22 protein-coding genes are annotated in these 22,876 nt (G+C 42.8%); 10 read left to right on the top strand and 12 right to left on the bottom strand.

Going from position 1 to position 22,876, the window contains the following annotated elements:
• Window positions 1-119: 119 nt before the first annotated feature.
• The 3 genes from V7K56_RS29080 to V7K56_RS29070 all read right to left on the bottom strand — a co-directional run bounded on the left by V7K56_RS29080 (window position 120) and on the right by V7K56_RS29070 (window position 3,368).
• Window positions 120-2,114 (bottom strand): serine/threonine phosphatase, encoded by a 1,995-nt coding sequence (locus V7K56_RS29080; protein WP_334916221.1) that lies wholly within the window; start codon window positions 2,112-2,114, stop codon window positions 120-122.
• A 291-nt stretch (window positions 2,115-2,405) separates the two neighbouring features.
• Window positions 2,406-2,543: a hypothetical protein gene (locus tag V7K56_RS29075; protein WP_334916219.1), complete on the bottom strand. Its 138-nt coding sequence runs from the start codon at window positions 2,541-2,543 to the stop codon at window positions 2,406-2,408.
• A 33-nt stretch (window positions 2,544-2,576) separates the two neighbouring features.
• Window positions 2,577-3,368: a basic amino acid ABC transporter substrate-binding protein gene (locus V7K56_RS29070; protein ID WP_334916217.1), complete on the bottom strand. Its 792-nt coding sequence runs from the start codon at window positions 3,366-3,368 to the stop codon at window positions 2,577-2,579.
• Between the two features lie 134 nt (window positions 3,369-3,502).
• Here V7K56_RS29070 and V7K56_RS29065 point away from each other — a divergent pair, with 134 nt between their 5' ends.
• Entirely contained in the window at window positions 3,503-4,702 is a 1,200-nt protein-coding gene (locus tag V7K56_RS29065) for an aminotransferase-like domain-containing protein (RefSeq protein ID WP_334916214.1), read from the top strand.
• 151 nt (window positions 4,703-4,853) lie between these two features.
• On the opposite strand, the gene V7K56_RS29060 is transcribed toward V7K56_RS29065, so the two are convergent.
• From V7K56_RS29060 to V7K56_RS29045, 4 genes are all read right to left on the bottom strand, one after another.
• Window positions 4,854-5,477: a J domain-containing protein gene (locus V7K56_RS29060; RefSeq protein ID WP_334916212.1), complete on the bottom strand. Its 624-nt coding sequence runs from the start codon at window positions 5,475-5,477 to the stop codon at window positions 4,854-4,856.
• A 97-nt stretch (window positions 5,478-5,574) separates the two neighbouring features.
• Window positions 5,575-5,793 carry a hypothetical protein gene (locus V7K56_RS29055; protein WP_334916210.1) on the bottom strand — a complete coding sequence of 73 codons (219 nt, stop codon included), beginning with the start codon at window positions 5,791-5,793 and terminating at the stop codon, window positions 5,575-5,577.
• An 82-nt stretch (window positions 5,794-5,875) separates the two neighbouring features.
• Complete coding sequence (locus tag V7K56_RS29050) at window positions 5,876-6,484, bottom strand: ATP-dependent Clp protease proteolytic subunit (RefSeq protein ID WP_334916208.1); 609 nt, start codon at window positions 6,482-6,484, stop codon at window positions 5,876-5,878.
• Between the two features lie 97 nt (window positions 6,485-6,581).
• Window positions 6,582-7,244 (bottom strand): ATP-dependent Clp protease proteolytic subunit, encoded by a 663-nt coding sequence (locus V7K56_RS29045; RefSeq protein WP_334745929.1) that lies wholly within the window; start codon window positions 7,242-7,244, stop codon window positions 6,582-6,584.
• Window positions 7,245-7,484: 240 nt separating this feature from the next.
• On the opposite strand from V7K56_RS29045, the gene V7K56_RS29040 reads away from it, so the two are divergent.
• The 3 genes from V7K56_RS29040 (at window position 7,485) to V7K56_RS29030 (ending at window position 10,761) form a co-directional block, all read left to right on the top strand.
• Window positions 7,485-8,741 (top strand): vWA domain-containing protein, encoded by a 1,257-nt coding sequence (locus tag V7K56_RS29040; protein ID WP_334916205.1) that lies wholly within the window; start codon window positions 7,485-7,487, stop codon window positions 8,739-8,741.
• A 12-nt stretch (window positions 8,742-8,753) separates the two neighbouring features.
• Entirely contained in the window at window positions 8,754-10,034 is a 1,281-nt protein-coding gene (locus tag V7K56_RS29035) for a vWA domain-containing protein (protein ID WP_334916203.1), read from the top strand.
• A gap of 241 nt (window positions 10,035-10,275) precedes the next feature.
• Entirely contained in the window at window positions 10,276-10,761 is a 486-nt protein-coding gene (locus tag V7K56_RS29030; RefSeq protein WP_334916201.1) for a hypothetical protein, read from the top strand.
• Between the two features lie 450 nt (window positions 10,762-11,211).
• Here the strand turns inward: V7K56_RS29030 and V7K56_RS29025 are convergent, their stop codons facing one another.
• A complete protein-coding gene (locus V7K56_RS29025; protein ID WP_334916199.1) occupies window positions 11,212-11,541 on the bottom strand; it encodes a DUF5615 family PIN-like protein in 330 nt (109 codons plus the stop codon).
• A 28-nt stretch (window positions 11,542-11,569) separates the two neighbouring features.
• Window positions 11,570-11,812, bottom strand: a complete 243-nt coding sequence (locus tag V7K56_RS29020; protein WP_190910426.1) for a DUF433 domain-containing protein — start codon at window positions 11,810-11,812, stop codon at window positions 11,570-11,572.
• A 348-nt stretch (window positions 11,813-12,160) separates the two neighbouring features.
• On the opposite strand from V7K56_RS29020, the gene V7K56_RS29015 reads away from it, so the two are divergent.
• Window positions 12,161-12,601 (top strand): GNAT family N-acetyltransferase, encoded by a 441-nt coding sequence (locus V7K56_RS29015; protein WP_334916196.1) that lies wholly within the window; start codon window positions 12,161-12,163, stop codon window positions 12,599-12,601.
• Window positions 12,602-12,910: 309 nt separating this feature from the next.
• Here the strand turns inward: V7K56_RS29015 and V7K56_RS29010 are convergent, their stop codons facing one another.
• The gene (locus tag V7K56_RS29010) at window positions 12,911-13,534 is read right to left on the bottom strand and encodes a chemotaxis protein CheB (RefSeq protein ID WP_334916194.1); all 624 of its coding nucleotides are present in this window, start codon (window positions 13,532-13,534) and stop codon (window positions 12,911-12,913) included.
• A 512-nt stretch (window positions 13,535-14,046) separates the two neighbouring features.
• Between V7K56_RS29010 and V7K56_RS29005 the strand changes: the two genes are divergently transcribed.
• Together V7K56_RS29005 and V7K56_RS29000 are read left to right on the top strand one after the other, a co-directional pair.
• Entirely contained in the window at window positions 14,047-14,736 is a 690-nt protein-coding gene (locus V7K56_RS29005) for a Crp/Fnr family transcriptional regulator (RefSeq protein ID WP_334916192.1), read from the top strand.
• A gap of 884 nt (window positions 14,737-15,620) precedes the next feature.
• Window positions 15,621-16,736 carry a tyrosine-type recombinase/integrase gene (locus V7K56_RS29000; protein ID WP_334916189.1) on the top strand — a complete coding sequence of 372 codons (1,116 nt, stop codon included), beginning with the start codon at window positions 15,621-15,623 and terminating at the stop codon, window positions 16,734-16,736.
• Between the two features lie 168 nt (window positions 16,737-16,904).
• Here V7K56_RS29000 and V7K56_RS28995 read toward each other — a convergent pair whose 3' ends face one another.
• Window positions 16,905-17,318: a hypothetical protein gene (locus tag V7K56_RS28995; protein WP_334916187.1), complete on the bottom strand. Its 414-nt coding sequence runs from the start codon at window positions 17,316-17,318 to the stop codon at window positions 16,905-16,907.
• 254 nt (window positions 17,319-17,572) lie between these two features.
• Here V7K56_RS28995 and V7K56_RS28990 point away from each other — a divergent pair, with 254 nt between their 5' ends.
• From V7K56_RS28990 to V7K56_RS28980, 3 genes are all read left to right on the top strand, one after another.
• Window positions 17,573-17,818, top strand: a complete 246-nt coding sequence (locus tag V7K56_RS28990; protein ID WP_334916185.1) for a CopG family transcriptional regulator — start codon at window positions 17,573-17,575, stop codon at window positions 17,816-17,818.
• 240 nt (window positions 17,819-18,058) lie between these two features.
• Window positions 18,059-18,208: a plasmid mobilization protein gene (locus V7K56_RS28985; protein WP_334916183.1), complete on the top strand. Its 150-nt coding sequence runs from the start codon at window positions 18,059-18,061 to the stop codon at window positions 18,206-18,208.
• A gap of 74 nt (window positions 18,209-18,282) precedes the next feature.
• A complete protein-coding gene (locus V7K56_RS28980) occupies window positions 18,283-21,420 on the top strand; it encodes a DEAD/DEAH box helicase family protein (protein WP_334916181.1) in 3,138 nt (1,045 codons plus the stop codon).
• A gap of 204 nt (window positions 21,421-21,624) precedes the next feature.
• Here the strand turns inward: V7K56_RS28980 and V7K56_RS28975 are convergent, their stop codons facing one another.
• A complete protein-coding gene (locus tag V7K56_RS28975; RefSeq protein WP_334916179.1) occupies window positions 21,625-22,065 on the bottom strand; it encodes a hypothetical protein in 441 nt (146 codons plus the stop codon).
• Between the last annotated feature and the right edge of the window lie 811 nt (window positions 22,066-22,876).

The following is a 22,876-nucleotide window of genomic DNA, read 5'->3' as shown; positions in this document are numbered from 1 at the left end:
CTTGATTTATAAGGCGTCGAAGTTAATTTGCCTATGTGTCTATTGAGAATTGGTGATTGTTATTTCTTCTTATTATCCATGCCCATGCCCTATGCCCCATTACCTATGCCCATTTGTGATTAACTTTCTAGATTTGGGCGTACTTTTGCCCGAACGAGTATACCAGTAATATTGTCGTGACCATTGTGTTGATTTGCCAAATCAATTAAATCTGTAACGCCCCGTTCTAAATTAACACCAGAACTAAGTAAGGGTTCTAAGTGAGTCTGCCAATGGGTTTCTAGTAAATCATTATCTGATAGACCATCCGATGCCAATAGCAAAAGAGTATCTTCATTGATGTCGAAAAAGCCGACGTCGGGATTAATCGAGTTTTCATCACGAGGCCCCAAGGCTTGGGTGAGTTGGTAGGCATCTGGACGGGCGTAAGCTATGCTCGCTTCTACTCCTCGGTTAATCTCCCGTTGCCCAACTTCATGATCTACTGTGACTTGTTCTAGTCCCTGCTTGCGCGTCAGGCGATAGAGACGGCTATCTCCCACATGAGCGACTGCTGCTTGAGTATCTTGAATTAAAAGCATTACTAAAGTTGTACCCATACGCCCAACTCCAGAACGGGCATCTTGTTGATTGAGCTTGTAAATCGCCTCATTAGCTAAATACACTGCCTCACGAATGCTATCTTCTGTTGGCAGTTGGTTGGCAATCCAGTGTTCTTGAAAGTATTGCTGTAGGGTGTTGACTGCTAACTCACTGGCTATCTCGCCGCCAGCGTGTCCACCCATACCATCACAAAGAATATACAAACCATGCCCTTCTAAGATTCGACTTTTGGGGAACTCCAGTTTATGAATTTTGGTTTCAATGCCAAAGTAGTCTTCGTTATGATGACGTTGACGCCCTACATCTGTGCGCCCTGCATCTTCTAAGCTACTTAACTGCATCGCCAGCACAACAGTTGGCATATCATCAGTTTTGCTAATGATATCTTCTAACTCATCTAATTGCGGGATGATGGACACAGCAGTATTTTTCTCCTTTGTTGGGGGCAAAGTTGCGCTTCCTAGTGCTTCTAGTTCAACAGAGATTTCCTCCAAACGCGATCGCAATTGTGCGATCGTCTGAATCTTACCTACCTCTAAATCCCCCAACATCTGGACTACGGAGCCAAATTGAGTTCTTTGAGACTGTCTAAATAGTGCTTGCCAAACCCGTCCTAAAGCTTGGATAGTTAATGGCTCCTCTAGAATGGTAGATGTTTGGGTTTGGGCATCTTCTGGCAACTCAGTGGCGGGCTGAGAATTCGATGATTCCACATACAACCTTTGTAGTGCCAACGTTTGGTCTTCATCCAATCGCAAATTCGACAAATCTAAAAGGCTTTGACGACAATTTACTGGTTCTAATACTGCCCAAAGTTGGGTCATTTCATAACACCAGTGTAAAATTTTTAACGAACTGGTTGTTTCTTCTTGCCACAGGTCGAGTAAATGCTGCCAATCCGAGCGGTTTTCAATTATTAATACCTGTATATCACCTTGCTGCCATGCATCGTGAATCGGCGGTATCCCCCGCTCACCTTGGGATTGTAAAACAATATAAAGTTTAGCTAGGCGAGGAATCTCACTCGCTTCCACTGGTGGCATTAGCAAATCTGATTCCTGACTTTCTAGTATTGCCTCAATGGGTGATATTTGATACGGCTGGCAATCTAGAACTCTCACACCTACATCAGTAATAATGGCAGTTTCTGTCTGGGCAAGTGGCATATCTAACAATTGATAGCGCTCTTGGGAGTCTAAATAGGAGCCTAATGTAATTTGAGAAGTAGACGATAGAGGAGATGAGGAAGGTGTTGCTTGCTTATCTCTCTCACCTTCCACATCTCCTATATCCCCTTCTACTCTCAAAGCTTCCCCAGTCGTTTCTTTAGCAATAATTGCCCAAAACACTGTTCCACATTCTGTGTCACAGTTATGACAACGTAGTGCATTCACAGGTACATCATCGGTACTGCATTCAGGACAGACCTTGTGAGTCAGGGACGTGCCACAGTTTTGACAGAATTTATTGCTATTGGGGTTTTCAAATTTACACTGAGGGCAAATCAGCATAGTGGAAGTTCCTTTATTCCCGTTCGTTCCAAGGTGCCAGAATTTGGCTGTCCCTGACTACAGTAGATTGTAGTTTATCAATGAATTTTGGTGGCAGTATTAATTGTGACGCATATTAGATAAATATTTCATATATTGGCAGGTAATTCCTTATAAATGGGGAATAGGGCATGGGACATAGGGCATGGGGAAGAAGCAGAGGAGCAGGGGAGAAATCAATTCAAAATTCAAAATTCAAAATTCAAAATTGAAGATTCAATCCCTATGCTCAATGCCCGATGACGCCAGTTGCTACCCTGCGGGAACGCCAAGGGCGAACAAGTCGGCAAAGCCGACGACAGTCGCCTCAAGTCGGGAAACCCTTTCGGCAGTTACTCCTGGGGGGAACCCCCAAGACCGGACTGCCTCACCACGGCGCTGTCTCCCCAACGCACTGGCTTCTCAATGCCCAATGCCCAATCCTCAAGAGTCTGGTAATTGTGGAGGTTCAGCGTCAAACCATTTTTGATAAATTTGCTTGTAATTGCCATTGGATAACAAAGTCGCTATACCTTTGTTAATTGCATCCAAATGGGGAGAATTCTTAGGCATAGCAATCCCGTAATATTCTTCAGTGAGTAAATCTGCAACAACTTTGATGCCTTTGAGTTTGCCATTTTTAATCGCATACAAAGTCGCGAAAGCATCGCTAATCACAGCATCAACGTTGCCATTGAGTAAGTCTTGAAAAAACTCTGGCCCAGAATTAAAAGTACTAATTTTGGCGTTGGGGATGGTTTTGGCAAAATCTGCCCCAGTGGAACCTATTTGGACGGCAATTTTTTTACCTTGGAGATTATTGAAGTCTTTAATATTTTGATTGTCTTCGCGGACAGCGATCGCAAGTCCGGCTTTAAAATAAGGTCGTGAAAAAGCAATTGTTTTCAGGCGTTCTGCGGTAATTGTGATTCCACTAATTGCTGCATCAACTCTTTTAGCTTGCAAGGTCGAGATCGTGCCATCAAAGGGCAGACTTTCAAACTGAACTGCAAAACCTGCTACTTTAGCAATCGCATTCATCAAATCAATATCAAAGCCTTCCAAGTTCCCGCTAGCTGTTTGAAATTCAAAAGGAACAAAAGTGGGGTCTGTGGCCACCTTGAGAGGTTTAGCCTCTGGGTTAGTAGTGGGATATAAACTCTGACAGGCAATAATTAGTAGTAGGCAGCCTAAGCTTAGAATTAGCTGCTGCCACTTGGAGTTAATTAATTTCACTATAGTAATTTTGTTCTAGTAATCAATATTTACGATACTTGTCATGATGTTATAAGAAAGAATACATACGTATGACTTTTCGCTAATTGCCTTTTTGTGTGTTCTATATTCTGACTTCCAATTTTGAATTGCTTATGACTTCTACCACTTCTGCTTACCAAATTGCTGATTTGTTCGCCGAAAGAGCTAGAAATCTGACACCACCAACTTACGGCACTGAGTTAACCAAAATCATCACCGTTAGCTTTGCCTATGGTCTAGCTGACCCAATTCTCTTTCCCCACGCGGACTTGGCTGCTGCAAGTGCTGCTGTACTGGCACAAGAGGCTCCGATCGCTCTCAATTACGGACCACCTTCTGCCCAACTTTACGAACAAATTATCCTCCGCTTGCAAGCTCAAGGAATCTCTGCCGATCGCGATCGCCTGATTGTTGGCTATGGTTCTAGTCAGATTTTGGGTTTGCTACCAGATGTGTTTGTTGAACCTGGTGATGTCGTAATTGTGGAAGGGCCAACCTTTTTGGGAGTAGTTAGTAGATTTGTCCAGGCTGGCGCACGCCTAATTACCATTCCTGTAGACGAATTGGGAATGGATGTGGATGCCCTAGAAGAAATTTTGAGCGACTTGAAGAAACAGAACATTCGACCCCGATTTATTTACACCATACCCACTTTTCATAATCCCACAGGCGCTACTATGCCCTTATTTCGCCGCGAAAAACTGGTAGCGTTAGCGGCTGAATATGGCGTGTTGGTCGTGGAAGACGATGCTTATAGTGATTTGCGCTTCCAAGGCGAAGCTGTGCCATCCTTGGCAAGCCTTGATCGGGAGGGGTGGGTGTTATATGTGAATACTTTCTCGAAAATCATTGCGCCTGGTATCAGACTAGGCTGGGCTTGTGGCGATCCAGCAATTATTGAGCGGTTGGCAATGTTTAAAAGTGAAGGGCCTGTGGGGCCATTTGTCAGCCATGTGGTCGCCCGCTACTGTGCTACAGGCAAACTAGATTATCACATTCAAGAGCTAATCGCCTGGTACAAGCATAAATGTAATTTGCTGTTAGAAGCGATCGCTCAAGAGTTTCCCAGTGATGTAGTTGCTTTGCGACCAGGTGGTGGCTTTTTCGTTTGGTGTAAATTGCCGCCAGACATCAGCGCCAAAGCACTCCTAACTGCTGCCAATGAACATGGCATCAGCTTTCTCCCAGGAACTCGCTGCTACGCCAATGGACAGGGAGATGATGCCATCAGGTTAGCTTTTAGCTTTCAACCCACTAAGAAGATTGTCGAGGGAATCGCTACCTTGGGAGCAGTGCTGCGCGGATGGCGGTAATTCGTAATTCGTAATTCGTTCCCAGTCTCAGACTGGGAATGCTCTTTGAAAGGCTCCCACCTCCCGTCTCAGTGGTAGCAGCCCAATGAAGACCATTTCCTTTTTAAAACCTGGAAACAAGATTTTGGTTTTCAATAAATTTTGTAAATCTTTAAAAAATTTGCTCTAATCGTTGGAAATCGCGCTGCACTTCATACCAGAGACTTTTATTATGAGGATCTGTCTTCAAAGCTTTTTTGAGATAAATTCTGGCTTTGAGCAGTTGTTTTTCAGAAATTAGCGCCCGTCCCCAAATTTGATAGGCGATCGCTAGCCATTGACGAACTTCTGCATCTGTTGACAAACGATCCGCTAAAGCTTCCGCCAGAGCGATCGCTTGCGGAAATCGTTTTTCTTGCAAAAATCGCTGCAATTGCTCATAAGTCTTCCACTTCAGCCGTTCTTCTATTTCCAATAGATTCGGTGGCTTTGGTTTCCCTGATTCTTGACATGTCACCGTTGTTACTGGTGTTTTCTGCCGTTGCGTTGCCTTGGCGTCCTCACGTCCAGACGTTGACACCTGACTTGAATGTGCGCCAATTTCCTCTGGTAGTACTACCGTCAGCAGGAGTTTGTAGGCCTCTGTCAAGGCAATAAACTTATCTTTGGCTTTGTTGTCATCTGGGTTGATATCGGGATGATATTGCTGCGCCAGTCGTCGGTAAGACGCTTTGATATCAGCAAAAGAAGCTCCCGATCTTAAACCTAGTAAACGGTAGCAATCTCCAAGATCCATCTTGAGCTATCAGCTATCGAATATTTAGCTATTGGCTATTATCTGTCAATATCAGCTTCAAGCCCGGACTATTAATGATAAAGGCTAATTTTCTATTTTAAAGTTCAATGTTGACAGTTTGTTCATAAAAGGGCATTGGGCATTGAGAAGCCAGTGCGTTGGGGAGACAACGCCGTGGTGAGGCAGTCCGGTCTTGGGGGTTCCCCCCAGGAGGAACTGCCGAAAGGGTTTCCCGACTTAAGGCGACTGTCGTCGGCTTTGCCGACTTGTTCGCCCTTGGCGTTCCCGCAGGGTAGCAACTGGCGTCATCGGGCATTGAGCATGGGGATTGAATCTTCAATTTTGAATTTTGAATTTTGAATTTTGAATTGATTTCTCCCCTGCTCCCTACCTTTTTACTAACCAGCTACTACCGAGGTTCGTTCTTCAATCACACGGTCAATTAAACCGTATTGTTTTGCCTCTTCGGCAGACATGAAAAAGTCCCGATCCATATCTTTTTCAATCTTTTCTATGGTCTGACCTGTTTTATCGGCATATATCCCATTGAGCTGGTGACGAATTCGCAGAATTTCTCTAGCTTCAATTTCGATATCGGTTGCTTGTCCACGGGTTCCACCTGAAGGCTGGTGAATCATAATCCGTGAGTGAGGCAATGCTAACCGTTTGCCTTTGGTGCCAGCTGCCAGCAGGAAAGACCCCATTGAAGCAGCTAAACCCACGCAAATAGTCACCACATCTGATTTGATATGTTGCATGGTGTCAAAAATAGCCATGCCAGATGTAACCATCCCACCAGGAGAATTGATGTATAAATAAATATCTTTACCTGGATCGTCTGAGTCCAGATACAGCATTACAGCGATAATTTGATTAGCAATTTCATCATCAATATCTCGCCCTAAGAATATAATCCGTTCCCGGTAAAGGCGATCATAAATGCTAATCCAATCTGTATATTGTCCACCGGGCATCCGGTAAGGAACTTTTGGAACACCTATAGGCATAATTTACTCCGTTTTTAATAATTTGCGGACAATAGCATAGTTAGGAATAACTCATAACTCCTAACTTAATAACTCACTACTGAGCACTCAGCACTCACTAAAGGACACTGGCAGGGAGTGGGGGATTTGCAAGTTCTTCTTTCTCAAAAACTCGGTCAATCAGTCCGTATTCCTTTGCTTCATAAGGTGTTAGATATAACAGCCGATCCATGTCTTTAGTAATTTTTTCTGGGGGCTGTCCAGTGGTGTTATGTAAGATATCAACTAATGCCCCTTTATTTACCAAAACTTCCCTGGCGCGAATTTGAATATCTGTTGCTTGACCTTGGGCGTAGCTCTTAGGCTGATGCAGGATAATCGAGGAGTGAGGTAAACTAGCACGGCAACCTTTTGTACCAGCACTGAGGAGCATCGCTGACATACCCATCGCGGAACCGACGCAGATGGTATGGATAGGAGGCTTGATATATCTCATGGTGTCATAGATGGCAAAGGCTTCGGTTTCAAAGCCAATGGGGTCGCCACTGTAACCGGAAGTGCCGGTGGAGTTGATATAGATTTTAATCGGTTTTTCGGGGTCGTCGGATTGCAAAAACAGCAATTCGGCTACGATTAATTCCGTGACAGCAGGTACCAGTGGCATCCCAATATAGACAATTCGCTCCTTCAATAAGAGGGAAGGTAAATCTGGCGGTGGTGTCCGGTAAAAGTTATCGCCGTAATATGGGGCTTGAACAGCCTTAATTGGGGAAATGTCCATAGCAACTGATCGCCTGAAACTATGCCGTTAACTGTAATACATCCTAGCGCGATGCACGCTTCCCTCAAGGTGCGGATTTCTCCCTAATGCTGAAGGCGGCTTCGCATCTGCCAATGCTTGGCTTCTAAGATATTCTGATTATATTAGTGTATTTAGTTGGATAATAAGTTTCCCGTAGAGCTAAAGTAGTGCTTTGAAGTTATTTATTAATATGTATATCCTGAATAGGGACTTGAAGTTATGAAGGTTAGTTTGCAGCCTGCCTTGAATGATGGTAATTTGGACGCAAATCAACTGAACAGTCAACGTCAGTTGGGAATTTCAATTTCGGCGATCGCGGAAAATCAAGACCGCCATGTACCCCTGAATTTATGCTTAATTCTCGATCATAGTGGTTCGATGAATGGGCGATCGCTAGAAACGGTGAAAAAAGCAGCAAATCGTCTAGTAGATAGGCTCAAAAGTGGCGATCGCCTCAGTGTAGTAGTTTTCGATCACCGTGCCAAAGTCTTAGTACCCAGTCAAAGTATCGAAAATCCAGAGAAAATCAAACAGCAAATTAACCGCCTAAGTGCCGATGGTGGAACTGCGATTGATGAAGGACTGCGTTTAGGAATTGAGGAGTTAGCGAAGGGGAGAAAAGATACTGTTTCTCAAGCCTTTTTGTTAACTGACGGGGAAAATGAACACGGTGATAACAATCGCTGTTTGAAATTTGCTCAATTGGCTGCTAGCTATAATTTAACTTTAAATACTTTGGGATTTGGTGACAACTGGAACCAAGATGTTTTAGAAAAAATTGCAGATGCTGGCTTAGGTACTTTATCTTATATTCAAAAACCCGAACAGGCAGCCGAAGAGTTTAATCGCCTGTTCAGCCGCGTTCAAACGGTGGGATTGACTAATGCTTATCTATTATTTTCTTTGATGCCCAATGTCCGGCTAGCGGAACTCAAACCCGTTGCCCAAGTTTCCCCCGACACAATTGAGTTACCACTGCAACAAGAAACTGATGGACGTTTTGCTGTGCGGTTGGGAGATTTAATGAAAGATGCAGAACGGGTAATCTTAGCTAATATTTATTTGGGACAATTGCCAACAGGTGAACAAGCGATCGCTAATGTGCAAGTCCGCTACGACGATCCAGCCGCCAACAAAGTAGGTTTAGTTACACCAAATATCCCAGTTTATGCCCATGTAGTCAAAAATTATCAAGCAGACTTGAATCCCCAGGTGCAGCATTCTATTTTGGCATTAGCTAAGTATCGCCAAACCCAGCTAGCGGAAACGAAATTGCAACAGGGCGATCGCACTGGTGCGGCGACGATGTTACAAACGGCTGCGAAAACTGCCTTGCAAATGGGGGATACTGGTGCAGCGACGGTGTTGCAAACTTCTGCCACCCAGCTACAATCTGGTGGAGATTTATCCGAAAGCGATCGCAAGAAAACCAGAATTGTCTCGAAAACAGTTTTGCAAGATACCCCTCCCCAGTAAACTCAGGTTTAGATGAAAGTTAAATTGCTCTCGGCGTTAAATGACAATAATGTTGATCTGGCTCAAACAAGTAGCCAACGTCAACTAGCAATAACGATTTTTGCTATCGCTGGTGAGTCTGATCAAAATCTGCCCCTTAATCTCTGCTTGATTTTGGATAGAAGTGGTTCCATGCATGGACAACCAATTAAAACGGTGATTCAGGCTGTGGAAGGATTAATCGATCGGTTGAAAGTAGGCGATCGCATCTCAGTTGTGGCTTTTTCCGGTTCTGCGGAAGTCATTATCCCCAACCAAGCAATCGAAGACCCCGAAAGCATCAAATCTCAAATAAAAAGCAAACTGACTGCTAGCGGCGGTACTGCGATCACTGATGGTTTGGAATTGGGAATTACAGAACTGATGAAGGGTACAAGGGGCGCTGTTTCCCAAGCGTTTCTGCTGACGGATGGACATGGTGAAAGCAGTTTACGAATTTGGAAGTGGGATATTGGGCGAGATGATCATAAACGCTGTCTTAAACTGGCGCAAAAGGCTGCCAAGCTAAACCTAACTATCAACACTTTCGGATTTGGCAATAGCTGGAATCAGGATTTGCTAGAAAACATTGCCGATGTCGGTGGTGGGACTTTAGCTCATATTGAACGTCCCGAACAAGCTGTGGAGCAATTTAGCCGACTGTTTGGACGGATTCAATCTATTGGGCTAACTAATGCCTACTTGCTGTTATCTCTAGTGCCCAATGTCAGACTAGCAGAATTGAAACCCATTGCCCAAGTTGCCCCAGACACAATTGAGTTACCAGTGGAAACTGAAGCTGATGGTAGCTTTGCTGTCCGTTTGGGAGATTTGATGCAGGATGTAGAACGGGTAGTTTTGGCGAACATTTATCTGGGACAATTGCCAGAAGGTAAGCAAGCGATCGCGCATCTACAAATCCGTTATGATGACCCGTTGGTTAACGAACAAGGTTTACTTTCGCCCCTGGTGCCAGTGTATGCAGATGTAATGCGAGCGTATCAACCAGATTCTAATCCCCAGGTACAACAGTCTATTTTAGCATTAGCGAAGTATCGCCAAACCCAGTTAGCCGAGGCGAAATTGCAACAAGGCGATCGCACTGGTGCAGCCACGATGCTGCAAACAGCAGCTAAAACCGCTTTACAAATTGGAGATAAAGGGGCGGCGACAGTATTGCAAACTTCTGCTACTCGCCTGCAAGCCGGGGAAGAACTTTCGGAAGCAGACCTGAAGAAAACTAGGATTGTGTCAAAGACCGTTTTACAGGAATAGTAAAAATTGACTTTTTTGGAGGTGTAGAATGTCAACAATAAACTCTGTTATTGATAGGATTGCAATCCTTGCAGAATAGAGTGGTTATATAGGCTGTCTTGAATACTGGAGTGTTTGCGGCGGTTATAATACAGATTATCTTCCAAGATTAAGTGTTGAGCAGATCCAGGAAATTACTCAGAATTATCCATTTCATTTACCATTAGAAGTTTGCGAACTATACCAAAGGGGTAATAGTTGTTTGCCTATTGGTGTCAACCCCAACAAAAATTGGGATTCCTTCGACAGTTATTTTGAATTTGAATTTCCATTGGACGATGACGTTTTTTTCCCGTTAGGAGAAGCAATTAATAAATATTGCTCTATAGCCTCTTGGTTAAAGAAGGACGAACAGAAATTACAGCTATCAATAAACACAAAGAATAACCAGCACAAAGTTCTATCTTCTCTTCTGAATAGCAAAAATTTTTCTTCACGCTTGTTTCCCATTTCCAGCTCGGAGAATGGCTTATACGTTATAGTTGGTAATGAAAAACAACAGGAAACATCACCAATACTCTTTTTATGGGAAGATTTAGTAATTTCTATGAAATGGCCAAGCCTTACTTGCATGATGCTAGGAATGGCAGAAGTCATGGAAAGGAAAATGCAGTCACCAAAGCCTAATGGGTATGAAATCGAAGCTATTTGGCACAAGTATACTCTCGCAGAGAGTGGTAATCCTTAATCGAGCAACAGTTTCATAGCAATTAAATGTATTGTGGTCGAGAGGGTACACACCCAAATTTATTGCTTTGACAGACAATGCTTATCAGTTTCACTTGCTTAGCCTGAAAAATATTTGCTGAATGAAGCAAGCGCAAGCTAACGGCTTAACTATATACCAAAATGAATGCGTAAATTACTTAAATAAACAAGCAAACTGGGGTTTGAGAAAGTAAAAGCTGATTTTGCTTGCGGAAAACACCGAAATGAGAAAGCAAACTGGGGTTTGAGAAAGTAAAAGCTCTTTTTGCTTGCGGAAAACACCGAAATGAGAAAGCAAACTGGGGTTTGAGAAAGTAAAATGTCATTTTGAGTAAGCAATATGCCTTTTTGCTTATTGAATATGAAGTTTTGAGAAAGCAATAAGCCTTTTTGCTGATTAAATATAAATTTTAGTTAAATATGCGAAAAGTTAGACATCAGGCAACAACGGTAAACGACGAATACGAATACGGCTTGGCTCAACCGTAACAGCTGCTCCTTGTTCCAAATCCTCTTCACACTCAGCAATTACCATCAGCAACAAATTCGCTAATGCTTGAGCACGTAACCTTTCAATACGAATGCGAATGACTGAAGGAGTAGTTGCTTCATCAAGCGCCAGCAATGTATGAAAATCTGCATCAAGTGTAGCAACAACACGTCTCTCTTCTCTAGCTTTCTGGATGATTTCTGTATCTTCAGCTTCAGACATCTCAATTTCGCCCACATGGATAGTGTCGATACCTGTATCACGTAGCAATGCTGCTGCAGAGAGTGGTAATCCCTGATCAAGCAACAGTTTCATAGCGGTTAGGTAGTTCAATAATGCGATCGTCCAAGTAGGACGATGCAAAAATTAAGGCTTGCTGAATATCTTCATCTTCTAATTCGGGAAACTCTTGGCGCAGTTCTTCACGATTAGGGTAGGTAGCTAATAACTCAATCACCCGACGAACGGTAAGGCGAAGATTACGAATAGAAGGTTGTCCATTCATCCGATTGGGATTGCTGGTGATGCGATCTAATTTCATGGCAGTAACCCTAGCTCCTTACGAAAATTATCGTCCTTCTTACACCCACCAACAAGGAAACTTAGCAGAATAATACTAAAAACTAAAAGTTTCAGAGAAAGGTAAATAAATTTCTGACTATGATTACGATTCGGACATTAAAGAATGCCTGCAACTAGTTCAGTTTCATCGGGGTTAGGTAGTTCAATGATGCGATCGTCCTACTTAAACGATGAACCTATCCCACTAATTGTTCTACAAAGCTTAAGCTGACTGAGAACTAAAAACGAAAAATCAAGGTTTTCCAGCACATTTTACGAAAAGAAGTAGGGATTTTTAGAATAGTGGGATATATTCATACAAAATATCATGAGTTCCCTTCAAACCCGAAAAACAACAGCTTCCGACTTTGATTTTATCTACAACTTGCATCGACAAACGTTCTATTCATACGTTGAACAGACATGGGGTTGGAAAGAAGAAATTCAACTTAATGGGATGAGGGAAGACTTTGACAGCTTACTGTTTGAAATCGTTTGTCACGAAGGAATAGATATTGGAGTTATTTCTGTAATCGAGCAACAAGACGCATTATTCTTAAACTATATTGCTATTCTGCCTCTTCATCAAAGCAAGGGTCTTGGTACTCAGATATTAAATAAATTATTAGAACAAGCAGCAGTCAGGGGAATTTTGGTTAAATTAGATGTGATGCGAGTGAACCCAGCCAAAGCCCTTTATGAGCGTCTTGGATTTAAAGTGGTTGATGGTGATGAAAATCGATTTTTAATGGAGTGGCGGAATCGTTAGAAAACCTGCCAAGTCGAAGGTGGCGAGGGGATAATATCTTGTACTGTTAAAGACTTATCATGGTTAGCAGCAGAGGGGAGGGATTTTGGGTTTTCTGCATAGAGAAAGGGAATTATAACTAATTAGCCGGACTTGATATAACAACCTCAATGCATACTGACCGCCGTCAGGTCATCTGTTGGGTAATTGGGAACAATTTAATTACAGCAGTTTTCATGTATTTGAACCACATCTGTTGTAGGGGCGCAAGGCCTTGCGCCCCTACCGCGTGGTCTATTTACCTGAAAATAGCTGTAATATAATTACCCTTTATGCTATTAATTCCGTCATTACCATGCTGGACAAACTCTTGGCAATCCTCTCTGGAGTCAGAACAAAATCTACTTTCCCGGTGTCAATAGCAGCTGAGGGCATATTAAAGTACTCCGAAGTAGTTTCATCTTGAGCAATTGTCATGCAGCCATACTTTTTCATTGCGATCACTCCTAAAGCACCATCTCTGCCACACCCACTTAGGACAATACCAATCCCTCGTATTCCGTAATTAAGTCCTACCGACATGAATAGTTTATCCACTGAAGGACGAACAAAGTTGATCTTTGGCGACTCTAATAGAGACAGACTACCGTTAGCATCAACTACTAGGTGCCGATCTTGAAGATAAGTGTAAACTGTCCCTGGACGCATTATTTGCCCTGATTTTGCCTGCTCTACGGGCAACGCTGTGTAGCCTCTGAGGATATGTGCCAGACGACTATGGTAGAGAGGATTCATGTGCTGAACTACAATAATCGCTGCTGGGAAATCTACTGGTAAAGCCGACAAAATTTGGATGATTGGCTTTTGCCCGCCCGTAGAAGCTCCGATCGCCACTATATTGTAAGCAATATTGGGGAAGTGTGACAAAATTCGATGTGATTTTTGTAACCCCATTTTTTGGTAATATTTGGCATTTAGTAGTTATCTTTTAATCAGTATTGAAGCAGCTTCGTAAGTTACACTGCTATGTTATATAACTAACATATAATGGTTATATGTTGTTTAGGCAACATAAAATATTTACAAAAGATAAATCTTTTGTCAGAGGTTCTTGATTGCTACCGTTTATTTAATACAGATAATACCAATTTGAAAAAAGAATGCGACAAATACATACGGACATACCTTTGTTCTGTCTGGCTTTCTTAATGCATGAATTTTGTTAGCGCAGCGTAAAGCCTTCTCTTCTCTTTCAGAGACGAAGACAGCGAACGAGAGGCTTCTCTTTCAGAGACGCTAACGCGAACGCCAACGGCATGGCAACTCTTAGAGACGCTACGCGAACGCTTAGAGCGAGTCCGCGTTCGCTTTTAGCGTCTCGTAGAGAGCGTCATTTTGAATTTTGAATTGGTATAAGACTGGCTTAAACAGCCTTTTGCTATCTGTGTTTCAAGCATTCTGCACTTGTGGAAAACCAACTTTTAGCTGCCCTACCCTCTGAGGAATACTCTCGTCTTGCTCCTTATATGGAGGTTGTCTCTCTAGAGTTCAGGCAAGAACTTTATTTACGTAACCAACCAATTGAGCACGTCTATTTTCTCAACTATGGCGTAGCCTCTTTGCTCACAGTGATGACGGACGGTTTGGCAATCGAAGTGGCTACGGTGGGCAATGAAGGAATGGTGGGTCTTCCAGTATTTCTGGGAGCCGATAGGATTCCGGGCGAGGGTTTTATGCAAGTTGCTGGCTCTGGCTTAAGGATGGAAGTAGATGCATTTAAAACTCATGTCACCGCAGATACTCAGTTGTACAATCTACTACAACGATACACGCAAGCGCTGTTTAATCAAATTGCCCAATCAGCTGCGTGTAACCGCCTGCACTCAATAGAACAGCGAATGTGCCGTTGGCTGCTGATGACTCTCGACCGAGTAGAGACAGACACTTTTTCACTGACTCAAGAATTTCTCAGCACAATGCTAGGTGTAAATCGCTCCACTGTTAGCCTCAATGCCTCTATTCTTCAAAGGGCGGGGCTAATTAACTATACTCGCGGGCAAATAACTATCCTTGACCGCTTAGGTCTAGAAGATATCACGTGCGAGTGTTACCAAGTCGTCAATGCGGAGTTTAAGCGTTTGCTTAACGGTAAGTAGGTCGGCGTAAATATTTATCGTTGGATGAAGCAGGAGGTAAGAGGGCTTGAGTGTATTTAATTTTTCTTAACTATAGTTTTGTTTTTCCACACCGTTCTACTTAATTAAGCTTATTGGCTCCATCTTTGGGACTTCCAACAAATAAATTATCTAATCTTGTGGAGTGGGCCGGACAGCCCGCCTTTAGCTACGGGTTTGAGAAAGCAATATCTCTTTTTGCTTGCTAAATCTACCGAAATGAGAAAGCAAACTGGGGTTTGAGAAAGCAAACTGGGGTTTGAGAAAGCAATATCTCTTTTTACTTGCTGAATCTACTGAAATGAGAAAGCAAACTGGGGTTTGAGAAAGTAATCAAGCATTTTGAGTAAGCAATATGCCTTTTTGCTTATTGAATATGAAGTTTTGAAAAAGCAATAAGCCTTTTTGCTGATTAAATATAAATTTAAGTTAAATTTGTGTTTATGGTAGACGATTGTACTCCAAGCAAAATTTTCTAGCAGGGAACAGGAAATAAGGCTTCTGCCACTAAAATAGAAAAATCATTCAATAGCGAAGTATTTATGGGTAATGAAGTTCAACTACTTGAACACTGGCGAGAACTGACACCCCAAAAGCAACAAAAAGTTTTGGAGTTTGTTGAACTACTTAAACCTGAGTCATAAACAACACTTCACGAATCTGATTTTGTGCTACAAACACCCTTAGCCAAAAACTTATGGTCATTAATTTTACGTCGTTGACTGCTTTGTAAATACTAAAAGCCCGTGACGAGGATTGAACTCGTGACCTCACCCTTACCAAGGGTGTAGCCTAACGGCTGATAATGTAGCCTAGATAAGACTTAACAAGCCTTAAACGTGAAACTTAAGTCAGGTTTAAGGTAAGTGAGAAAAATAGAGCCATCCAGGAATAACCAAGGAAGTATTCAGTTAAGATTTAGTGTTAATAGTAAACGTTATGGGTTTAATCCTGTCCCTGGTGGTAGATTTGACAACAAGAGAGATTTAAATACAGCCCAGGCGATCGCCACTACAATACAGAATGATATTCTAGCTAAGAACTTCGACCCCACATTAGACCGCTACCGATTAGCCCCTAAGCCGAGGTTAGCTAACGCTGATACCCAACATCAAAGTCCTAAATCCCTATTAAGCTTATGGGATTACTGGGTAGCCAGTCTTGACCTTCCTGTAGCTACCCAGGAACACCATTACAAAGCTATTAGGCAGCAGATTATTAAGGCTAACCCTGATTTGATGGATACCACATGGTTAACCCAGTCCAACTTAGGAGCCTCAACTTTTAATCAACGCCTGGGTTATTTGAAAAGGTGCTATCGATGGGCAGTACCAATAAAACTGGTAACTAGTAACCCTTATGACGAACTAAAAAACCGTAAAGCTTACGCTAGTCCAATCAAACCCTTTACTTCCAGAGAGATTAAAGTGATTATCCAGGGCTTTGAAGAGTTCGCCATGCACTACGCGCCCTTTGTTAAGTTTTTACTGGCTACAGGTGTTAGGACATCTGAAGCCATTGGATTGCGTTGGCGTCATATAGACTTTGACCAAGGGTTTGTAACCATCCAAGAAAGTCTATCTAGGGACTGGGCAGGTAACGGATATCAAAGGGTTAGAAAAGAGACTAAAACAGGTAGCAGCAGACAGCTAGAAATGTCTGAGGAACTACGGCTGCTATTGTGGTCACTCAGACCCTCCAAAACCGACCAGGATTCCCTAGTGTTTACTACAGTCAAAGGAAAGCCCATAGACGACGGGAACTTCCGAGAGAGATACTGGGTTAAAATATTAACTAAAGTCGGCGTGGATTACCGAAGACCTTATACTACTCGGCACACAACTGCTAGCCATGCCATAAACCAAGGCACTCCAGTAACCGGAGTGGCATATTTACTGGGGCATAAAGATACCCGAATGGTTATGCAAACTTACGCTCATCTGGTCAACCGCCCCAAGTTACCGGATATACCTATTGGCTAAAATAGGCGTCAGTAGAAATACTGTGCTACCAGAGTTCTAAGGTAAAACTTGTTTTATCCCGAATGTAGGCTCCTTACAGATACAGCTTACGAAGCTCCGAAATGGCTAGAAAGCTTACAGGGCAACTATTTTCATTTACAACTAACTAATGTGATCGCAGCTAATCCCTTAATCATCATCAGCAGTCGCCTCGGCGTGCTTAAACTCCACAACTTCACAGGCAAACTTAAGCATTTTCTTAGATCCTGGGCTGTTTGCCTCGACATATAGAAAAGCCCCATCAGCAGTTTTGGTATACCAACCAGGAGTCTGAGTTTTCAACTTAGCTATTGGGTGTAACCTAACGTCGCCCCCAGTACACCAGGGAGTAACAGCAACGCGTTTAACAGCACCTCGTTCACCTTTCAAGATGTACTCGAAGACCAATAGAAAATCTTCTGTCATTGTTGGATTGTAATCAGCATTATAAAATAGCGATCGCCCGTCATTAGTCCGCCCCATGTAGACAGGTTCGGCTAGAACAGAGGAACTGGACAGCACTATGGACACCCCTAGCAGCCCAGAGATAATCTTGGTTATCATAAATAGTTTAAGTACTTGCAGTCTCTATGATAACACTGTTACTTAAGACTACCATATTCGTTACTAGTTACCCCCGAAGTTTCTGAGGCTGACCCAGGTATTTTAAAGTCAGCCTAAAATACCAGAATGATTGTAAAAGGGTTAACCCTAACGTGCCAGTTTATGACTAAAATGTGCCAGTTATAGATGACAACAGGATACCATACGTGGTATCATTAGTACATTACCAGCTAAGAAATAAGACAGATACTGTAATGGCTAATATGACCCTGAGATTACCTGATGACCTAGATTCTCAGCTTAAGGCACAGCTACAGGACAAGGGCGTTAGCAAGCATCAGTTAATACTGAGCATACTGAGAGAAAAATCAGGAATGTCTCTGGAAGATCAAGAACAAACCCAGAACGATATCAAAGAGCTTCAGGATCAGGTTTATCAGCTACAAAAAAAGGTAAAAATCTTAGCTGAACACGCAGGATATCCGTGGGGAACTTTTTAAGTTAACCCGACTACCTTTATAAATCCAACTGTCCGCGCCTATGACTGTAAAGGAATCATAGGCGTACTTCGTTGCACCCTTATCCACCCCCTGGAATCATAAGGATATTTCAATATCTTTAGATTTTCTTAAGGTTTCATAGAGTTACTTCTGAGTTACCAGAGCCTAGAACCCCGACTATACCGTTAACGGAAAAGGTTGACTGTTTTATTAGTAGTAAGGTCAATGGGGAATACAGAGATGACTAGAACACTAAAGGTTAACTTTCGCGCTAATGAGCAGGAAGTGGCAAGGATTAAACATCTGGCGGCGATCGCTGGATATTCCCAGTCTGAGTACATCCGTTTAGCCGCGCTAGGGTTCCCAGTGCAACCCACAAAAACCAAATAGGACAACCAGTTAGCAGCTAGTCGTCCTAAAGTTCAATATTTAGTTCAAAAAATACACACCAAGGACAAAAAACAATGACTACCGAAACCGTAGCGATTAGTTCTACCTCAGTTATTAACCATAATAATACTGCTTCTACTACTAAGTCAAGTGAAAGCCAGTATCAAGATGTAATCAGACTTTTAGAGGCCATACATGAAGATAATGACATCTGTTTTCAGACTTTTGATGATTCCAAAAGTGGTAATAAGTCCCTAGTCGGTAACTGGCATGGTTCAGCAGACAGATCAACCATGAATCGCATAGCCGCACTGAACAGTAAGGGCGCGGGTGTTTACTATACAGTTAACCAGACTGATGGTGTGGGTAGAACAGCAAGTAATATTATCGGCATTAATGCTCTATTTATAGATTTGGATGGAGTAGAGCCACAGAACCTGGACAAGTTACCGCCAGCAAGCGCGATAGTACAGTCTAAGAATGGTAAGCATATTTACTGGTTCTTAAACCCAGGTCAAGACATCAAGCTATTTACCCCTTATCAGTCCATGTTGGCTGAAATGACAGGGGGCGATCCAGTGATTAAGGATTTACCGAGAGTTCTAAGACTGCCTGGCTTCTACCACATGAAAGACCCTAGCTCACCTTTTATGGTTGAGCTACTAGAGTTACACGGCGATCGCCGCTATACCTTAGCTGACTTTCCTACCCCATCGCCTGACTCCGTTAAAAAAGCCAAAGTTTCAAAGGGAACCACAGTAAATGTCGATGGTTCTATTGAGTCCCTAGAGACGCTAGTTGCTGAGTATAGAAGCCTGATCGCACCCGTTCCATTAAGCGATCGCCAAGTTGCCAACAAAAGGGCGCAGATGACTAAGGCCCTTAAGGCTTCATCAAGGTCTGAGGGGACTGCATCTAATACAATGTTCAAGTTAGGTCAGACAATGGGCGCATTGTTGACCACTGGTACTATGACTCCCTCAAAGTTAGTTGAGTTGATATTTGAAGCAGCAAAGGGGCAATACGGCGCTGAGGTAAAAGCAGATGGAACCCCCTGGAATGAGTCAGAAGCTAAGGGACATCATATTACCAGAGGGTTATCTTATTACGTCCAGGACGCTATTGATGCTCACAAGAACTTTCAGAAACTTGCTGATTTACCTACTGGCATCATTAAAAACTCACGGTACGTCTCAGAGATGGGTATCGACTATCAGAAGGAGCTATTGACCATTATCAAATCAGCGATCGGTACAGGTAAGACCAGAGCGTTAGTAGACACTATCAGAGACATCTTAGCTGTTACTCCAGATACTCAGATTCAAGTCGTATGCCACCGAGTACAACTAGTACGTCAGTGGGAACATGATTTAGCTGAGTTTGGTTTTATTGCCTATGACAACAAGGAAGCAATGGCAGGCTATACTCATGCCTCAGAAGTTAAGCGCTATATCACCACATACGATTCACTTGATCGCTTCCTATACAGAGGGGGAAAATGGAAGGTGAGGACGAAAAAACCCAGAATCCTGATTCTAGATGAAGTAGACCAGGCATTTAGCTATTTTCTGACTGCAACTGAAACCACTATTGCCAAAGTCAGAACTGAAACCTTTGATGTGCTGAAAATCCTGTCTCAGTTGGCTACCAGCATCATCGCCACTAGTGCCACAGTGACCAATACCGAAGCTGAGGTACTGAAGTACTTAACAAAGTCAGATAGTTGCCAAGTATTCATAAATGAGCATAAACCATATCAGAAACGCTTTGTAAAACTACCCGATGCTAATGCCGCATACAGTCGCATTTGCGCTTCTATTGATGAAGGTAAAACAGTTTATGTGCCTCTAGACTCTGCTAGTGATGCTGAGGCTTTGCATGGCCGTCTGAATGCCAGATATCCTCAAGTTAACATAGCACTCTTCACTGCCGCTAATAAGTCCCAATACGACCAGAGCGATATTAACTCTTTAGTGCAAAAGTACCAAGTAGTTATCACCAGTCCGACATTAGGCACTGGGACTGATATAAACTCCAAATACTTCCATGACGTAGTTGGCATCTTTAATAACCCCCAGGATTTAGGCGCTGCGGATTGTCTACAAGCAACTGGACGGGTTAGATACCCTCTAGGTAACGTTTATGCCTACATCAATGACAAGCTACCGACTAGTGATTATACCCGCGCTGTTGAGGATAAGATTATCAGTTTAGGGGATAATACATTAAGCACTGAATGGATACTTTTACCCCGTATTAACTGCTGTGAGGGGGATGATGATATTAGGGTCGAGGTTCCGAATCACCCTGACATGGAAGCTGCTACTAAGTTTCAAGCCGTCTACTTAGAAAAACAACTGGAAGGTAAAATCTACCGAGGTACAAAGTTCTGGCAGATGGTAGCTGATGCGGGACATATTGTCACTGAAGAGGCTAAGGACGCATTAGAGAAAACCATTACTAAGGCTGATTTAGTAGTAGCTAAAGAAGAGATTAGGCAAAATGAAGCGCAGTTGATAGCAGATGCCCCCTTGCTGGATGATGAGGAAGCTAGCAGACTGACCGCTTTTAGCACCACCTCACTTACTAAGACAGATAAGGCAGCTTTGGATCGATTCTTTATTGCCAAGGGGATGAATAAAGAAGACCTAACCGTTGAGGATATCCTTTGGTATGGTAAGGTCGGCAAGAATGCTCTAAGGGTTCATAGGCTTGCAACAATGGACAAAAAACTCGCATGGTCGCTAGATTATCAGGACTATGGAAAACTGAGTAACTATGATGCCAAGTTCATCCAGCAAGACAAGAAAACAATGGATAGTCTGGTTGCTGCTTTAGTCCCAGTGATCGAGAAAGGACAGTTTAGTAAGTCTGATTTGGCGGACTTTGAGGCAGCTATGATCTCTTTGGGCACGGTAGCAATCAGAAGACTCGGCATAAAAGTTGATATGACCAAGCCTACTGTAGTCGCTAATGGCATCCTGGGGTTGATGGGCTATGAAGTGGAGAAAAAGAGGGTTAGCAGTAACTTGCTAGTATCTCAGTCTTCTTTTAAGAAAAGTTTAAAAGATACTAGCAACCTAGAACAAACCTACCTCTACACAATAACCCCCGGTGAGTATAAATACTTATTCAACTACTCATTAGCCCCCATAGTCACATTTGAGTTAACAGATGACCCTGAATACCTCAACAGCCTTGATGATGGTTAATCCTAGCCAATAACCACCTAGCCCCCTCTGGTAGTCCTTAGATTACCGCAGAGGGGTTTAGTTTACAAATCAGTATCACCTTACACAATCATTAGCCGTGGCGATCGCATGGAGCTAAAGGAAACACAATAAATCCCTAGAGTTCCTTAGCACCGTCACTAAGGAATAGGTGTACTCAAAGGTCAAGCCAGATACCCCTAAGATTTATTTTCTCAGATTTACTACGTGAGGTATTGTTTTGAGTACTTCGTTGATTATGTGAACCTCACCCGGAGCGTAGGCATAGGCTTTATTGTTTCTTTTACCTGTCACAGGTGATTCCCTATGTACTATTTCGGGCTTTTCTCCGTATGCTCTCACATATTCTTTAGACACACGTGTGGCTAGTAAGTGAAAATCCCCGTCAGATACTACGATATTGTTTCTTTCTAAGTATTCTGATAGCGTCAAAGTTTTAGCTCGTTCTTCAGGACTTTTAACCTTTTTTAGAGCATCCGCAACAGCTAGAGAGTATGTCTGTGGTTCTTTCATAGCAGTATCAAGCCAGTCTAAAATGTCTCTACGGGTGAGGGAATCAAGCGCTATTACCTCATTAGGGGTTTCATCTCCTTCAATAGACGGCAATATGTTCAGGTAGACAGACACGTGATTAGCTCCCTCTTACTAGCATTTATTAAGTATTTTATTTGACTAAACCATACTTAATATTAGCCAGGTTAACCCACTTGTGTCCACATAGGGAATATAAGAAAGCCTTATCACATAACCAATAATCCTCTGAAGGTGCATATTCCCCTTATGGCTTTGCGATCGCCAAGGGTGTCATGGTGACACCAAGTAGGTCAAATACTTACCTGATAAGGGTTTAGGTGGTGACACCCGGAAACTTCCAGTTATAATATGGGATTATCCCTGTTTTCCAACCTGGATATCCTTACCCACAAAGGCTTTCAGCGATTTTGAGGCTAGTTTTTTCCTACCTGAATCGGCCCTATAGACCACAGCTAGTCAACTGGCGGCAATATTGGCTCCTAGTTAGCTTAGTAGCGAACATGGGGGGCTAAGAAATGACTAGAACACTTAGCCAGAACAGGCTACCCTACCGAACTAGAGGCAACTAGAAGTATTTAGACTTCCAATAAGGCTAAATAGCAACTAAATAGACCTTAAAAATCCCCAGGATGCTTACAGGGTAAGACTTAGACCACGCAGCACCCAATGCGGGTAAATAGGGATTCAGATAGGGAAAAGATAGCCTCAAAATCCCTACAAGCCTTTGCTGGTAAAGCTTTGACGCTAGGGATAACAAGATTAACCCTGATATTCCAAAGCAGTAAATATCACGGATTTGAAATCTTCCGTCATTAGTAAGCTGACACGGACTCATAAGCATAATACCTAATAATCCTAGCTGCTGCTTTGGCGTTAATAATCCTAGTGGGTTTCCCCAGATTAT

The organism is Nostoc sp. (assembly GCF_036917535.1).
Lineage (GTDB): Bacteria > Cyanobacteriota > Cyanobacteriia > Cyanobacteriales > Nostocaceae > Nostoc.
The sequence above is the reverse complement of the archived record's forward strand: the minus strand, read 5'-3'. Positions and strand labels throughout refer to the sequence as shown.

Excerpts from the sequence above, each read along its gene's own strand:
- V7K56_RS29080 (WP_334916221.1), bottom strand. The coding sequence starts at position 2,114 with ATGCTGATTTGCCCTCAGTGTAAATTTGAAAACCCCAATAGCAATAAA.
- V7K56_RS29065 (WP_334916214.1), top strand. The coding sequence starts at position 3,503 with ATGACTTCTACCACTTCTGCTTACCAAATTGCTGATTTGTTCGCCGAA.
- V7K56_RS29060 (WP_334916212.1), bottom strand. The coding sequence starts at position 5,477 with ATGGATCTTGGAGATTGCTACCGTTTACTAGGTTTAAGATCGGGAGCT.
- V7K56_RS29055 (WP_334916210.1), bottom strand. The coding sequence starts at position 5,793 with ATGCCCGATGACGCCAGTTGCTACCCTGCGGGAACGCCAAGGGCGAAC.
- V7K56_RS29050 (WP_334916208.1), bottom strand. The coding sequence starts at position 6,484 with ATGCCTATAGGTGTTCCAAAAGTTCCTTACCGGATGCCCGGTGGACAA.
- V7K56_RS29045 (WP_334745929.1), bottom strand. The coding sequence starts at position 7,244 with ATGGACATTTCCCCAATTAAGGCTGTTCAAGCCCCATATTACGGCGAT.
- V7K56_RS29040 (WP_334916205.1), top strand. The coding sequence starts at position 7,485 with ATGAAGGTTAGTTTGCAGCCTGCCTTGAATGATGGTAATTTGGACGCA.
- V7K56_RS29035 (WP_334916203.1), top strand. The coding sequence starts at position 8,754 with ATGAAAGTTAAATTGCTCTCGGCGTTAAATGACAATAATGTTGATCTG.
- V7K56_RS29020 (WP_190910426.1), bottom strand. The coding sequence starts at position 11,812 with ATGAAATTAGATCGCATCACCAGCAATCCCAATCGGATGAATGGACAA.
- V7K56_RS29015 (WP_334916196.1), top strand. The coding sequence starts at position 12,161 with ATGAGTTCCCTTCAAACCCGAAAAACAACAGCTTCCGACTTTGATTTT.
- V7K56_RS29010 (WP_334916194.1), bottom strand. The coding sequence starts at position 13,534 with ATGGGGTTACAAAAATCACATCGAATTTTGTCACACTTCCCCAATATT.
- V7K56_RS28995 (WP_334916187.1), bottom strand. The coding sequence starts at position 17,318 with ATGATAACCAAGATTATCTCTGGGCTGCTAGGGGTGTCCATAGTGCTG.
- V7K56_RS28990 (WP_334916185.1), top strand. The coding sequence starts at position 17,573 with ATGGCTAATATGACCCTGAGATTACCTGATGACCTAGATTCTCAGCTT.
- V7K56_RS28985 (WP_334916183.1), top strand. The coding sequence starts at position 18,059 with ATGACTAGAACACTAAAGGTTAACTTTCGCGCTAATGAGCAGGAAGTG.
- V7K56_RS28980 (WP_334916181.1), top strand. The coding sequence starts at position 18,283 with ATGACTACCGAAACCGTAGCGATTAGTTCTACCTCAGTTATTAACCAT.